General features: G+C 38.2%; 14 protein-coding genes and 1 pseudogene. 7 read left to right on the forward strand and 8 right to left on the reverse strand.

Annotated elements, in window-relative coordinates; translation table 11 throughout:
* The first annotated feature begins 138 nt into the window (after positions 1-138).
* A complete protein-coding gene (locus C406_RS0103980) occupies positions 139-1,365 on the forward strand; it encodes a nucleotide sugar dehydrogenase (protein ID WP_017379300.1) in 1,227 nt (408 codons plus the stop codon).
* A 63-nt stretch (positions 1,366-1,428) separates the two neighbouring features.
* On the opposite strand, the gene C406_RS0103985 is transcribed toward C406_RS0103980, so the two are convergent.
* The 5 genes and pseudogenes from C406_RS0103985 to C406_RS0104000 form a co-directional block, all read right to left on the reverse strand.
* A complete protein-coding gene (locus C406_RS0103985) occupies positions 1,429-2,028 on the reverse strand; it encodes an IS3 family transposase (protein WP_192812577.1) in 600 nt (199 codons plus the stop codon).
* 48 nt (positions 2,029-2,076) lie between these two features.
* Positions 2,077-2,241, reverse strand: a pseudogene (locus C406_RS20955) (ATP-binding protein); the annotation flags it as partial.
* A 577-nt stretch (positions 2,242-2,818) separates the two neighbouring features.
* Positions 2,819-3,562 carry an IS21-like element helper ATPase IstB gene (gene istB, locus C406_RS0103990; RefSeq protein ID WP_017379302.1) on the reverse strand — a complete coding sequence of 248 codons (744 nt, stop codon included), beginning with the start codon at positions 3,560-3,562 and terminating at the stop codon, positions 2,819-2,821.
* Complete coding sequence (gene istA / locus C406_RS19280; protein ID WP_272942990.1) at positions 3,559-4,932, reverse strand: IS21 family transposase; 1,374 nt, start codon at positions 4,930-4,932, stop codon at positions 3,559-3,561. The genes istB and istA overlap by 4 nt, the downstream gene beginning before the upstream one ends.
* A 220-nt stretch (positions 4,933-5,152) precedes the next feature.
* Positions 5,153-5,431, reverse strand: coding sequence for a hypothetical protein (locus C406_RS0104000; protein ID WP_017379304.1), 279 nt, complete (start codon positions 5,429-5,431; stop codon positions 5,153-5,155).
* 529 nt (positions 5,432-5,960) lie between these two features.
* Between C406_RS0104000 and C406_RS20465 the strand changes: the two genes are divergently transcribed.
* On the forward strand, positions 5,961-6,134 hold the full coding sequence (locus C406_RS20465; RefSeq protein ID WP_017379305.1) for a hypothetical protein: 174 nt from the start codon (positions 5,961-5,963) through the stop codon (positions 6,132-6,134).
* A gap of 761 nt (positions 6,135-6,895) precedes the next feature.
* Here the strand turns inward: C406_RS20465 and C406_RS0104010 are convergent.
* Positions 6,896-7,177: a hypothetical protein gene (locus C406_RS0104010; protein ID WP_017379306.1), complete on the reverse strand. Its 282-nt coding sequence runs from the start codon at positions 7,175-7,177 to the stop codon at positions 6,896-6,898.
* A gap of 703 nt (positions 7,178-7,880) precedes the next feature.
* On the opposite strand from C406_RS0104010, the gene C406_RS0104015 reads away from it, so the two are divergent.
* Complete coding sequence (locus tag C406_RS0104015) at positions 7,881-8,393, forward strand: hypothetical protein (RefSeq protein ID WP_017379307.1); 513 nt, start codon at positions 7,881-7,883, stop codon at positions 8,391-8,393.
* Between the two features lie 322 nt (positions 8,394-8,715).
* Positions 8,716-9,282 carry a DUF7713 domain-containing protein gene (locus tag C406_RS0104020; protein ID WP_017379308.1) on the forward strand — a complete coding sequence of 189 codons (567 nt, stop codon included), beginning with the start codon at positions 8,716-8,718 and terminating at the stop codon, positions 9,280-9,282.
* Between the two features lie 661 nt (positions 9,283-9,943).
* Here C406_RS0104020 and C406_RS0104025 read toward each other — a convergent pair.
* Positions 9,944-10,558: a transposase gene (locus C406_RS0104025; protein WP_017379309.1), complete on the reverse strand. Its 615-nt coding sequence runs from the start codon at positions 10,556-10,558 to the stop codon at positions 9,944-9,946.
* Positions 10,559-10,560: 2 nt separating this feature from the next.
* Positions 10,561-12,132, reverse strand: coding sequence for a YifB family Mg chelatase-like AAA ATPase (locus tag C406_RS20100; RefSeq protein ID WP_155966692.1), 1,572 nt, complete (start codon positions 12,130-12,132; stop codon positions 10,561-10,563).
* Positions 12,133-12,360: 228 nt separating this feature from the next.
* Here C406_RS20100 and C406_RS0104035 point away from each other — a divergent pair, with 228 nt between their 5' ends.
* The 3 genes from C406_RS0104035 to C406_RS0104045 all read left to right on the forward strand — a co-directional run bounded on the left by C406_RS0104035 (position 12,361) and on the right by C406_RS0104045 (position 14,147).
* Positions 12,361-12,594, forward strand: a complete 234-nt coding sequence (locus C406_RS0104035) for a hypothetical protein (protein ID WP_155966693.1) — start codon at positions 12,361-12,363, stop codon at positions 12,592-12,594.
* Positions 12,595-12,715: 121 nt separating this feature from the next.
* Positions 12,716-13,450 (forward strand): YveK family protein, encoded by a 735-nt coding sequence (locus C406_RS0104040; RefSeq protein ID WP_017379312.1) that lies wholly within the window; start codon positions 12,716-12,718, stop codon positions 13,448-13,450.
* Positions 13,443-14,147 carry a CpsD/CapB family tyrosine-protein kinase gene (locus C406_RS0104045; RefSeq protein ID WP_017379313.1) on the forward strand — a complete coding sequence of 235 codons (705 nt, stop codon included), beginning with the start codon at positions 13,443-13,445 and terminating at the stop codon, positions 14,145-14,147. The genes C406_RS0104040 and C406_RS0104045 overlap by 8 nt, the downstream gene beginning before the upstream one ends.
* Positions 14,148-14,467: the final 320 nt, after the last annotated feature.

A 14,467-nucleotide genomic window follows, 5' to 3' on the forward strand; every position in this document is an offset into this window, starting at 1 on the left:
GGTAATTTATTGAGTTTTTAAAAATTATATTATAAATCTTAAAATTAATGATTTAATAATCAATTTAAGGTCTTATATATTAACTGGTATTAGAAAAGACTTGATTTTTAGGCTATAACAACGGAGGTAAGAGAAAATATGTCAATCATTAATATAGTAGGTTTAGGTTACATTGGATTACCCACAGCTCTAATGTTTTCCAAAAGTGGACTTAAGGTAGTAGGAACTGATTACAATGCTAATCTAGTAAAATCATTATCTGAAGGTATGCTTCCATTTGAAGAAGAGGGACTCGAGGATGTATATCAAAAAGCACTTTCTAATAATATCGAATTTACAACAGTATATGAAAAGACAGATACTTATATTATTGCCGTTCCAACACCTTATATTAAAGAAAGTAAGAAGCTTGATCCAAAATACGTTATTTCAGCAGTGAACAGTGTCCTTGATGTCTGTGAAGAAGGAACAATATTAATTATAGAATCAACTGTTTCACCTGGTACAATTGATAAATACATTCGTCCTGAAATAGAAAAAAGGGGTATTGTTATTGGAAAAAATGTACATCTATTACATGCTCCAGAAAGAATAATTCCTGGCAATATGATTTATGAATTAGAGCATAATTCAAGAACAATTGGTGCAGATAACCTAGAAATAGGAGAGAAGGTTAGAGAATTATATTCAAGCTTTTGTAACTCAGAGATAGTTGTAACCGATATAAGATCAGCGGAAATGTCTAAGGTTGTAGAGAATACATACAGAGATATCAATATTGCATTTGCTAACGAGTTAGCTAAAATTTGTCGTTCTGATAATATGGATGTTTATGAGATTATTAGAATTGCTAATATGCATCCACGAGTCAATATATTACAACCTGGCCCTGGTGTTGGAGGTCATTGTATTTCCGTGGATCCATGGTTTTTGGTTGGTGACTATCCTGATTTAACAAATTTAATTTTAACTGCCAGAAAAACTAATGATTCTATGCCTACACATGTATTGAGTAGAATTAGAGGTATTATGAGAGAAAATAATATAAAAGATATTACGAAGGTTGGTTTATATGGATTGACATATAAAGAAAACGTTGATGATACACGTGAGAGTCCAACTCTACAATTATTAGAAAGAATGGATGAGCATTTATCATTCGGAGTTAAAGTGTTTGACCCATTTATAAAAGAAAAAATTGTTAATCATCAGTTTATACACTTTGAAGAATTTATTAACGAAATAGAAATTCTCGTCCTTATGGTTGGTCATGACCATCTTAAAAATAATTTGGATGTTATTAAAAGTAAGATTATTCTTGATACTAAAAATATTTGTTCTTTTGATGGTGTTTATAAACTATAGAATACAGTAGTGATAATAAATATCGGGTACCTGTGGTTTGACCCCTTTTTTTCGGACAAAATTTTATTCCTGTATTAAAGACTTCAAGTGCGCCTCTAAAAAGGTTTTGGATGTCTTATAACCCAAACGTTTTTGACTTCTCTCCTCATTGAAGTAGATGCGGAAGGTAAGTAAATCGATTTTCGCTTGTGCATAATTATTCAATGGAAAATGAACCTCGAATTCCGTTTTGTAGTGGGAGAAAATGCTTTCCATGACAGCGTTGTCCCAACAGTTGGCTTTTCTTGACATGCTTGAGATGAAACCAAGTTTCTGTGATTGAATATGATGTTGATGTGATCTGAATACACTTCCCTGATCCGTATGGAGTAGAATGCCTTTCATCGATTGTAGGTCACGCTCTTTTAATGCCATGTTCAGAGTAGCTTCCACCAATTCATAGGTCGGTCTGGAACCAACAACCAACGCGATAAGGTCTCTATTAAACAAATCGATGATGGCTGAGATGAACAATTTCGCACCTTCTACCTTGATTTCAGATAGATCCATCACCCATTTTAGATTCGGAAGAATTGCATTGAAATCTCTATTTAATAAGTTGGGGTACTCATATCCAGCGCAGTTTACTCTTTCTTCTCTGGTAGTTCTTGCTGTAACCGTCAAGTAAGAATGAACAGTTTTCGTCAATTAGTTTTGAACAGTTTTCCGCAATTAAGATTGAACACTTATTTCGGAAAACAAAGTTTTACGGTATTTCATTCTTAAGCTGTCATCCTCTTCACTAAAAGAGATTATTTCACTAAGATGTAGAAGTCGATCTAGAATTGCTGTGGTAAGAGTGGGGTCTCCTAAGAATTTACCCCACTTATTCGGTCCTTAGTAAATCAGGTACCTGTGTAAAAAACTATTCAGATTATACACTACAATTGCATAAAAAAATCTAAAAAAGCTGTAGGTAACGTGTTTCTTGAAAATAATTCCGAATAAATAATCGATTTTATGAATATTCATAAATTAAGTGGTGCCACCCGTAACAAATAAATCGGATAATTTTAATAAACAATTATCAATTGTATCATTTTTTTGCTAATTATCACCCGGTTTTATCCAGAATAGCATCAAAATTCAGCATGGGTGGCACCTTTAGACTCTCTTATGAATTAGTTGCCGTTCGAAACTGTATAGGAGACTCAAGAGCAGCCGAAATTAAATCTTTGACTGTATTATTGATAGTAAGCCAAAAATAATGCCCACCTATTTAATAGGTGGGCATTAAATATGTGCGCCCAACATGGGCGTAATCTATAGGGTGGAAGTCCCGAATGAAGAAAGACAAGCTCGAGAACCAGCTGTGCCATAAAATAGAACCAGCTAGGACAAGTTTGAGAACCACTTCGGACATCAGAGAACCAATCATAAGAATGAGGAGGTCGCTCGGGCGACCTCCTCATTCTTATGATTGAAGCCCCAGTCTTTCGCGCATTGAAATTTTCCCATCAATAAAAATTGAATGTGAACTATGGATCACACGATCAAGGATGGCATCGGCCAAGGTTGCTTCTCCAATTTGTTCATACCAGCCACTTGGTTCAAACTGAGAACAGAAGACAGTAGAAGCGTTCTGATGCCTTGCTTCAACGATTTCTAAAACATCTCGTGCTTCATTTTCCGTCAGAGAGACTAGCATCCACTCGTCTAAGATTAATAAGTTTACCTTGCGGTAAGCTTTCATACTCTTTTGATAAGTGGCATTTAATCGTGCAAGGGCAAGCTCATCTAATAGGTCAGGTAAGCGGATATATTTGGCGGTGTAGCCCGTCCGGCAGGCACTGACACCTAACGCACACGCAAGATAGGATTTTCCGTTTCCAGAAGCTCCTTTAAGGATGACATTCTGCTTTTCACCAATGTAATTGCAGCTGGCCAAGCGCAGGATGGTGGCTCGGTCTAGTTTTCGATCTTCAAGATAATGGATGTCCTCAATACAAGCGTCTGGCATCCGCAAATTCGCATTCCGGATAAGTCGCTCCAGTTTGTTATTTTTCCTACGAATGTATTCGCTGTCAATTAATAAGTTGAAGCGATCTTCGAACGACAACTCTTGATATTGTGGGTCGTTCATTTGGCTATAATACATCTCCGCCATGGCACTTAAGCGCATCTCATTAAGTTTTGTAATGGTGGATTCAATCGTCATTTGTCTTTCCTCCCGTAATAATCTGCCCCTCTGACAAAGCCATGCTCGTTAGAATGACTGATATTTTTCTTTTTTGGATGATTGGTAGTCGTGATCTCACGTTCTGTCTTCAGAATCGTCCTTAACGAATTCAGGCTCACTCTTGGTGAGAAAGCCAACGATTTTTCACACGCCACTTCAAGTTCTCGCTCACTGTATTGCGTAACGAGCTTGGAAAGCGCCAGACAAAGCTTTAAAGCCTGTTTTTCATTTGTTCCATTCATTAGAATGGTTTTGACGGCTTTTGCTGTGAAGGGTCCGATGGACTCTCCCCAATCAATGAAATGCTCAGGCGTAAACGTAAGAAACTGCTGATGCTTTGCAGGCAGATGCTCGAAATTGGTAGAGGCTTGCCCCTCTTTCCCAAACTGTCTCTTATGGGAGGCAATTCGGAAGTTGTTAAAGAACACCTCAACCATCGTCCGTGTGACACGGGTTTCCACCACGTGTTTGATGTATTCGTATGGCACAGAATAATACATCTTGTCCTCCGAAATATGATAGTCTGGTTGTACAGTGGCTTTTTTCCAGTGAGCCATCTCATATCGGGAAGCAGGAAGGGGGAGAAGCGCAAACTTTTCTTCTTCCAAAAAGGCTGTAAGCCGGCTTCCTTTTTTCTTTTGAAACTCTTTCTGATTAAATTCTTCTAATTTGAGCCAAACAGCTTCGTTTAATTCGCTTAGCGTGAAGAAAACCTGATTTCTCAATGAAGCAATAATCCAGGTTGTGATCGTTCCAACGGTTCCTTCTACACTTGGCTTGTCCTTTGGTTTTCGTACTCGTGCTGGCATGATGACCGTCTGATAATGCTCGGCCAATTCTTGATACGTACGGTTGATAACCGGTTCTGTAGAAGACGGCTTTTCGATTCCTGTCTTCAGATTATCAGGCACCACTGTACGCGTTATACCGCCGATAAACTCAAAGGTGTGGATATGCCCGGTAATCCAACTAAGTGAATCCATCGAATAGAAGCCTTCCACGTATGAGTAGGAACTGCAAGGCAGTGATGCGACAAACAAATAAACTTTGTGAATTTCACCAGTCTCTCTATCGCGTATTTCCATGGTTGATCCTGCCCAATCGACTTCAAGGGATTCAGCTGGTTTTCTTTTAATCCGCATTGTCGCTTTGGTCGAAGTCGCGAACTTATTGTATTCCCTACAAAATTGTCGATAGCTGTAGGGGATCTTTTTCCCGTTCCGGCAGACAAGGACGTATTCATGCCAGAGAAGAGACAGCGTGACTCCATTCTTCGCCATTTCTTTATGGACGTAGTCCATATCAGGCAGGTACCGTTCATCTGCGGCATGCTTCTCTGGAAAGAGAATTTTTTACTAAATCGGGTACCTGTGTAAAAAACTATTCAGAAAATACACTACAATTGCATAAAAAAATCTATAAAAGCTGTAGGAAAAGGGTTTCTTGTAATTAATTCTGAATAAATAATCAATTTTATAAATAGTCATAATTTAAGTGGTGCCACCCGTAACAAATAAATTGGATAATTTTGATAAACAATTATGAAGTGTATCATTTATTTGCTAATTATCACCCGATTTTATCAGAAATAGCATCAAAATTCATCATGGGTGGCACCTTTTGAAGAAAGACAAGCTCGAGAACCAGCTGTGCCATAAAATAGAACCAGCTAGGACAAGTTTGAGAACCACTTCGGACATCAGAGAACCAATCATAAGAATGAGGAGGTCGCTCGGGCGACCTCCTCATTCTTATGATTGAAGCCCCAGTGATTACAGCCATTGAAATGAGCCATCTGTGCCAAAGTTTTGAGCCAATCGAGACAGATTTTTGAGCCAGCTCGGTCATCAAGATAGCCACTACCTTTTGGTAGTGGCATGAAACAGACTATTCTTTGATACCATGGCGTTCTCTCATCGACATTTTTCCATCAATTGCTAAAATCGGGTACCTGTGTAAAAAACTATTCAGAAAATACACTACAATTGCATAAAAAAATCTATAAAAGCTGTAGGAAAAGGGTTTCTTGAAATTAATTCTGAATAAATAATCAATTTTATAAATAGTCATAATTTAAGTGGTGCCACCCATAACAATTTAAAGAGAATATTTTGTTAAACAATTATCAAGTTTGCTAATTATTACTCTTTTATATGAGAAATAGCATCAAAATTTAGCCTGGGTGGCACCATTAGATACTGATATGAATTGTCATTTAAGAGATTCAGTTGGGTTGGTGGCTTCTTTGGAGAAAAATAACAAGGCAAGGCACTAATGAAAGAACATATGTTTGTTTTTTAGGGGTGTTATTTTGGGTGTTTGGAGCTCTATACATATTCTAAAATCAACGATATAATAACCACAAGAGGTGGATAGTATGGACAATCAAATTTTACAAGCCATTCAGGAATTAACGAAAGAATTGAAAAGCTTTAAACAGGAATTTATTGAAGAGAAAAAGATTAGTAGTGATTTCAGAGAAGAAGTGAGAAGCGAATTTGTTACTGTAAATAGTAAACTGGATCGCTTAGAAGAGAATGAGCCAACATAAATAATGTCATTACTAAATGTTATGGCAAATAAAAATGAAAACAGTAGCAAGTTTCTAAAAGCGAGATATGTAGAACTGGATGAAAAGGTTTTTAATATTGAGCAACGAATTAATAATTGATGTTTGGCAACAAAATCCTTTTCACTCCATGAGAAATTGCAACTACCTGTAAAATACAAGATATAAATATTTAAATACAAGTGCATAATAGTATTTCTAATCTAGCGATCAGACAGTTGCTAGGTTTTTTTTGTGAAATCGGGTACCTGTGTAAAAAACTATTCAGAAAATACACTACAATTGCATGAAAAAATCTATAAAAGCTGTAGACAATGGGTTTCTTGAAATTAATTCTGAATAAATAATCAATATTATAAATTGTCATAATTTAAGTGGTGCCACCCGTAACAAATAAATCGGATAATTTTGATAAACAATTATGAAGTGTATCATTTATTTGCTAATTATCACCCGATCTTATCAGAAATAGCATCAAAATTCATCATGGGTGGCAACTTTAGACACCGTGAATAGATGAAGTTTGCCAGCAGGTTTGCCGTCCAAAGCGAGCCGGAAAACGGAGCCGATACAATGGTAAATCTTTTTAAAAATGTTTCGCCAGAGTTGGATCTGCCGCCGTTTATGTATTCTACCTGAATAGGATTTTGAAAGAAAACCCTACACATTTTTATAAATTCTAAACGCAAAAAAGCAGCTGAAAATACAATCTCAGCTGCTTTTTAATTCTAAATCCCTAAAGCTTAATCCTCTTCAACAGGACTCTTCCTCTCCATAACAAACGATCTTGATTTATTAACTATCTTGCCAGTTTTATAGGGTGGTTCATAAACAATAACCTTAGTAAGGAGAGGGTCCATAGCATGGATAAAGTCTTCGTGGACATGGAAAAAGTCATCGCGTTTTTCTAGGCCATCAACGCTGTCATCACATATATATACAACTTCGTAATTTTCTTTTAACTTGTTTGCAAGTTCAACTGAATCATCATTTAACCCCATTATTACATGAACATTAAATCTCATATATCAATTCACTCCTTTGTAACATGTACTCTTACATGTCTCTTTTTATCATAATATATTCCACTCGAAAATGTAAGAACTTTCTGTTATTAATGAAAGAATTAGTTGAAAAATTTGCGTCCAGGGATAAGTATCAAGCTTTTATAGTGTTTGGAATCCTTCATTCAAAGAACGTGGAGAGATATTTTAAAGTAGCTACGAGCGGCCAGCATCTTCAGCGATACTTATGATAGAGTGTGGTACCAATCTAGTAAACCAAAATCATTGAACCTTCATTTACGTAACTTTAACCACGCATGAGTATTCACCACGTGAGTATTCGGGTACCTATTATGTTAAATAGATAGATGTCATAGTTAAAAACCATTGTTTTCAATCACCAATCACAGAACTTCCGATACCCACCCCTACCAAATAGGAGGACCTGAAAACAATGGTTACTCAGTTATTAATAATATTCAGAGGAAGAAAAAGCAAGTCAGTACTGTGGCCATTAATTCAGCTAAGTTTGTATACACAGCGATGATATGCACGGTTTATGGTGATATCTTACAGGATTATTTGAGTTGTTTTTACGAATCCTTGCCGAGTGGATAGCCTATGTACTTACCTCTCTATGATAATATAAAGTTACTAAGAATCAGGTATTACTGATTTATTCAGTAACGAGGAGTAAGTAAGTAAAAAATAGGGAGATGCTAACTTGGAGAAAAAGCAGGCTATGATGGTCAGTAATTATTTAGAACGCTGGAATGAGTCTACTTCTACAACCTATGAATTGAATAAATTAGACACATTCAATGATACCTTAACTCAGTTCCATCAATGGGCGAATGGAAAACCAATCATATCTGCCTTTGAAGTAGCTAAAATTGGACAAGATTCCTATTTTTTCTTATTCATCGATTGGCACCGAAATGACAACTATTATTTAGTCATTTACGCGCATGATAAATCAACAACCATTGCCGAGTTAAACCGGACAATAGACGAAGATGGTGCCACCTCACTTTCGTGGAAATACAACCCTTTAAAAAGGGATGGCAAAAATGACATTAGGAAATCATATTTTAAGCAAACCTTTGGTACTACTACGATGACAATTCCAGTACCCTCTTCAGTTCTAGAAATTGAAACCTTTTTAGATCAATTATTTAAGCTGTGTCATAATCGTATAAGGGCGGACCGGATAGTAGAAATTTTCGAACCTACATGATTTATCCCAGGGTGCATGGCATTTCTGGTCGGCACATCACTGAAAAATGTGAAGGCACCAAATGAATTGACCTCAATTAGGATACCTATTATGTTAAATAGATAGATGGCATAGTTAAAAACCATTGTTTTCTGGGTAAAGAAGAAGTACCAATCACAGAACTTCCTATATTGAACCCTACTAAAAAACGGGTACCTGTGGTTTCTGTTAGGATAGGTGTCGTATAGAACTCTTCCGTAATAATTTATTCATAATAATTCGCGAGCTAGGGACGGAAACAAGTAGAGAATGAGTGAAAAAAGAAGTGAAAGAGGTGGCGGGGATGTACGAATGCCAACTGTGCGGAAATACCGATGCTTATATACATTTCGGTACAGAGCTTTTATGTTTGGATTGTTATAACGAGAAAATGTTTAAAAAACTAGGGGTAAAAGCAACGAGCTATCCGGAAGGTGTTACGATTCGAGATGGTGAAGGGAAGGTACACCGTTTGCGTTTGAGAAAGCGCTTGGATCCAATTGGTATCATCATGGAAGCGAACGCAGAAGAATCGGATGGCTATCAGTTTATCGTTCATGGTGAATTGGATGTAGATCAAGATGAGTTGTTTCTGCAATTAATCGCGAAAGCGGAGCGTGGAATGGCAGAGAAGTATGTGGAGCAAGGACAGTTTCCAAACGGCCAATCGTACAATACGATGAAAAACAACCGCTTGGCTGGGATAATTGCCTATAATCCTGATGAGGATGTCGTTCCTAAATTGGTTGTTGACGGAAAATCGTACACATGGGATGAAATCGGCAAGATGGTAATGGTTTATGAAGGGTTTCAGATAAAGCTTGAGACATTGGATCCTTCAGATGAAATCGAGTGGGAGAATAAGAGGTAAGTTGGTTATTCTCAAGGTTATGATGCGGCGGGTTTGCAGTCCATAGCGAGCTGAAAACCTAGCTCGAAGCAGTGTTAGATGATGACACTCTCGCTACACTCGTTACAGAAAGAAAGGCACAAGTGATAAATGGGTGGCACGGCTAGCCGATTTGCCACTTTTTTGTTCGCGATATTCTACGCTGCGCTCGCTTCAAGCCAGGATTTTGCGTACCTGTGTAAGCCAGAAATTGAAGGACATTGGTGTCTTACACAGGTACGGGAAAGTGAGCGAAACTCTTCATTTAAAGAACATAGAGTGATTCTTTAAAGTTAGCTAAAAGCGTCCGAAAATTTCATCTTCGGCGGCTTTTTTTCTAGATAGTAAGTGCCTATTCTCTCGTAAACCAAACCCAAAACACTATGCACGTCAAGGTTGTAGGCGAACGACGGACGCACATCCGCCGCAAAATTGCCTTTAAAAAAGAAGAATGTTGATGTGACAGCGTCACATCAACATTTCTTCTTATTCTCTAGGTTATGATGCAACGGTTATGCTGTCCAAAGCGAGCCGGAAACCTTCATGTGCCAAATTTTACCCACGCATTTTGTGTCGGGTGGCACTATTATGCCCAAAATGCACAGGTACCAAAAGGGGGAAAGGTGCCACCCAGGAATCATCGCTATAACCACGCATCGTCACTTAACAAAAGATTAAGTCTCTTGTCCTCTTCAGTAGCTTGACGAAAAAGCTGACAGTACAAACTATAATTATGTCGAGACTGATTAATGCCAACAGGTAACCAGGTCGGAAGGATGTCTAAATCAAGCCACGACTTTGGTGCAGGGTCCTGCGAACAATACATAGGAAAAGAACTATATGGATAATCAATCAAATGCTCGACCATAGGCTTTCTCGTATCAATCGGATTACGATGGATGTAACTACTAACAGCCAAAATTCCAAAAGGGCTATCTGCTTCCTTCGAATAATAGCGTTTTTCATAAATACGGCCAACATGGTTATATTTTTTTGAAAAATAATCACTATACCGTCGATTGATACGAGCCATAATTTTATCAAGCGGAACGTCCGGTGACTTGATGAGCAAATGGTAATGATTCGTCATGATGCAAAAGGCAATGATTGTGAATCGGTAACGCTCTCTACATTCGTCAATTGCTGCAATAAATGCAGCCATATCTTCGGGCGTGCGGAAAATGCGTTCGCGATTATTTCCACGCATCACAATATGAAACCAACCAGTTGGATGCCAATTACGTTTGCGTCTCCCCATCATCAGCCACCACGCGTCATTGCAGTATGAATGGCAGATGCTTTCTTTTTCCAGTCAATGGCTTCCGCCAGATGCTCATCCGACACATGTTCAGTGCCTGCCAAGTCAGCAATCGTTCGGGCCAGACGCAGGATCTTGATAGTAGAGCGACTGCTTAATTTCTCTTGAAAACAAACCTGTTGAACAAACTGCAATTGATCAGAGGTCATGTTCATATATTGCTCGAAACTCTTAATTGGAACGATGCAGTTGGTGATATTTTTGCCATACCGTGTTCGCTGAATTGTGCGGGCTTTGGTGACGCGTGAACGAATAACTGCAGAAGATTCGCCTTTAGCCTGAGTGAAGATGCCCACGCTCTTCAATTGAAGAACAAAATCGATGCGATCTAGAATCGGACCCGTCACTTTCATGATATATTTCAAAATTTGTTTATCGTTGCATGTGCAATAGCGTTCACTTGAGCCGGCGTAGCCACATGGACATGGATTGGTGGCGGCAATTAAATTTATGGCGGCAGGAAATTCGAGTGAACCTTCCACTCGGTTGACAGTGGCAATCCCCGATTCGAGCGGTTGTCGCAATGTATCGATGACACGACGCTGAAAATGTCCGAGTTCATCTAGGAATAATACGCCGCGATGGGCAAGTGAAATTTCGCCCGGTTTGGGATAGCGTCCTCCACCTTGAATGGCACCTTCGGAAGTGGTATGATGTGGCGCACGTTTTGGTGGTCGTAGCGAGAATCCTCGTGGTTGGTTCGTGAGCTGGTAGATGCTATACACTTCGAGCATTTCTTCATGCGTCATGTCAGGTAAAATCGAATGGAAAGCATGTGCCAATAAGCTTTTGCCACAGCCTGGGGGACCTGTCATTAGTAGGTGATGACCGCCTGCAGCACAGATTTCCATCGCTCGTTTAACATCCTCATGGCCTCGAATGACTGAGAAGTCTTCCGTTGTTTCATCACTTTCAGGTTCGCTTGTCGTTATGGCAGTAGGTGACGGGGGTCTATGTGGCATCGAGAAAAGATTCGTCTTTCCTTGCAGATGGTGGATCACATCATTAATATGGTTAAACGACAGCAATTCAGTGCCGGTAACATAGGCAAATATGCCTGAGTCCATTGGTGGCAAATAAATGCGTTTAAAGCCGAGTTGAATCGCCTGTTGAATGGTTGGAATGAGGCCTTGAAAATGCAGTAAATGTCCATCAAGAGAGAGTGCCGCAATTACGCATATGTCATCCGTGACCGGTAGTTTTTTCTTGAGCAGTTCCTGTATGACCGCAAGCAACATCGCTCCGTCAAAACCAGTACCCGATTTTTTTAGATCGGCAGGTGACAGGTTAATGGTGATTTTCTTCATTTCTATGTCTAGTGCGAGGGAGTGCAGACTATTAAGGATACGTTCACGCGATTCTTTGATCGTTGCATCCGGCAAGCCGATGATAATGCATTGTTCCTTGTCACTACGGACCGTCGCTTCTACTTTAATGACCTGTCCTTTCAAGCCGTTTAATCCAACACATAATATGTATGACGACAACTTGTCACCAACTTTCAGACTTTTCAATTAGCATACCGTATGTGAAAGCTGAATCGCAAGTGCCTCTAAGGCTCAGCAAGATAATGAAAGACGGTCAAAATTTAATTTTGAAGGAAAAAAACGGGGTAAAATTGAATTTTTCTTGTTTAATGAGAGGAAATAGACCTAAAAAAGAAGGCCATAATTTTATTTTGAGCAATTGAATAGAAGGAGCCGATGGGTAGGTCAAATTATCTCTTAGTGGGTGGCAAGTGGGTGGCACAATTAGGTCCAAAACACACAGGTACCAGAAGGGGAGAAGGTGCCAGTCACAATCAAAATGGATATCACTTCGTCATTATTTTTTTTAGTTTACCAAAAGTGCGCTCTCTTCTTTTCTTGACGCACCTTGTCTTAGTTATAACTTTTGTTGGTTTGCCCCTGGCACAGCCACCACAAATAGAGTTTACCAAGCATTTTTCTAAACATTATTTAAATTTTCATTATTGAAGCAGCTTAAGATAATACTATTGATAGTACTCCAAATTACGACAAAGAAAGTCAGACTATTTAATAATATTTGTGCTATAATTTGGTGAATTATTGAGTATATAGGGGGACTTTTTGAATTATGGAAGTTAATAGCTTGCAAGAACTTATCCAACCATTAAAGAAATACTTCATTTTAATAATCTCTTTGACAATTTTATCAACATTGATTGTGGGATTAGTTAGCTACTTTTATTTAACACCCGTTTATCAAGCATCTATAAAACTTCTTGTACAAGAAAACACAGCATCTCCCAATTCGGGTGAAATTCAAAAGAACATACAACTAATCAACACATACAATGTGATCATTAAAGACCCAGCGATTTTAGATATTGTTCGTAATGAGTTGTCAATTGAACAAATAACAACGGAAGCTTTGATATCGAAAATTAATGTTTCAGGGGATGGAAATTCGCAGGTTGTGACGATTACAGTTCAAGATCAAAATCAATTTGTCGCTCGTGATATTGCCAATACGACGGCAACGGTTTTCCAACGAGAAATCTCAAACATTATGAATGTGGATAATGTTAATTTACTATCAAAAGCCAAAGCAACAGAAAATCAAGCTCCCATTAAACCTGACAAAATAAAATTTATGGCAATTGCAATGGTCGTTGGATTAATGATAGGTGTGGGTTTAGCACTACTATTGGACTATTTAGACAATACGTTGAATTCAGAACAAGAGATTGAAAGTTTACTAGGCATACCAGTCATTGGTTCCATTTCTTCAATGGAGAAAAAAGAACAAGTCAAGTTGGATAAGGTACAACAAAAGCTTCAATTGGAAGGAGAGCATAGCAATGGCTAACAGAAGACAAAAACCAATACGTCAAGTTGCACTAGAACGCCAGCTTATTACGATTGATAGCCCGCGTTCACCCATTACGGAGCAATACCGAACTTTACGTACCAACATTGAATTTTCTTCATTTGATCAGGAATACAAAACTATTTTAGTAACATCTTCAAGTCCTGGAGAAGGTAAATCGACGACAGTCTCGAATTTAGCGGTTGCCTTTGCCCAGCAAGGCAAAAAGGTATTATTAATTGATACCGATTTACGTAAACCAACAGTGCACTACACGTTTAACTTGAAAAACGTCAAAGGTTTAACGAACGTGATTACCAAACAAGCAACATTAACAGATGTAATACAACCAACAGAGGTTGAACACTTAACGATCTTAACGTGTGGACCGATTCCACCGAACCCTGCGGAGTTGCTTGGTTCAGAGGCGATGTCACAATTCATCGAATTAGCTAAGACTCAGTACGATATAGTATTGTTCGACACGCCTCCTATATTAGCGGTTGCAGATACGCAAATATTAGCAAATAAGGTTGATGGAACGATTTTAGTTATTAGCAGTGGGAACACGGAACAAGAGGCAGCTCGCAAATCAAAAGATTTATTAGCTTCTGCAAAAGGCAAAATCATTGGAGCTGTACTCAATATGAAAAAAGCGAAAGATTCAAAGTATTATTATTACTATGGTGGGGACTAACCATAAAAAGTGAGTCAGGTCCAAAATGCCTTGTATTTAACGACCAGTTGTCGGTATTCTACCGATGACTGGCTATTTAATTTCAATTGAATTCGGTAATTTGTTAAATTAATATTTAATCTTTAACTGCCTGTTTCTGTCGTATTTCAAGTAAGTATCGAAGAAATAAAATTTTCGATATTAATAAGGAGAAAAAGAATTTTAACAGGTCTTTATCTGCGGGCATTCCATTTCGAGACATGCTCATGGTAATGCCTTTCCTTTTACAACAAATGTATAACTGACTCTTGAGCTAATAGAAAACACCATAAAGCTGTATT

Source organism: Paenisporosarcina sp. TG-14, from assembly GCF_000297555.1.
GTDB classification, from domain to species: domain Bacteria; phylum Bacillota; class Bacilli; order Bacillales_A; family Planococcaceae; genus Paenisporosarcina; species Paenisporosarcina antarctica.

Bases quoted from the DNA above. Each gene is read 5' to 3' on its own strand.
- C406_RS0104045 (WP_017379313.1), top strand. From the start codon at position 13,443: ATGGCTAACAGAAGACAAAAACCAATACGTCAAGTTGCACTAGAACGC.
- C406_RS0104010 (WP_017379306.1), bottom strand. From the start codon at position 7,177: ATGAGATTTAATGTTCATGTAATAATGGGGTTAAATGATGATTCAGTT.
- C406_RS0103980 (WP_017379300.1), top strand. From the start codon at position 139: ATGTCAATCATTAATATAGTAGGTTTAGGTTACATTGGATTACCCACA.
- C406_RS0104020 (WP_017379308.1), top strand. From the start codon at position 8,716: ATGTACGAATGCCAACTGTGCGGAAATACCGATGCTTATATACATTTC.
- C406_RS0104025 (WP_017379309.1), bottom strand. From the start codon at position 10,558: ATGGGGAGACGCAAACGTAATTGGCATCCAACTGGTTGGTTTCATATT.
- C406_RS0104000 (WP_017379304.1), bottom strand. From the start codon at position 5,431: ATGACCGAGCTGGCTCAAAAATCTGTCTCGATTGGCTCAAAACTTTGG.
- C406_RS0104040 (WP_017379312.1), top strand. From the start codon at position 12,716: ATGGAAGTTAATAGCTTGCAAGAACTTATCCAACCATTAAAGAAATAC.
- istB (WP_017379302.1), bottom strand. From the start codon at position 3,562: ATGACGATTGAATCCACCATTACAAAACTTAATGAGATGCGCTTAAGT.
- C406_RS20465 (WP_017379305.1), top strand. From the start codon at position 5,961: ATGGACAATCAAATTTTACAAGCCATTCAGGAATTAACGAAAGAATTG.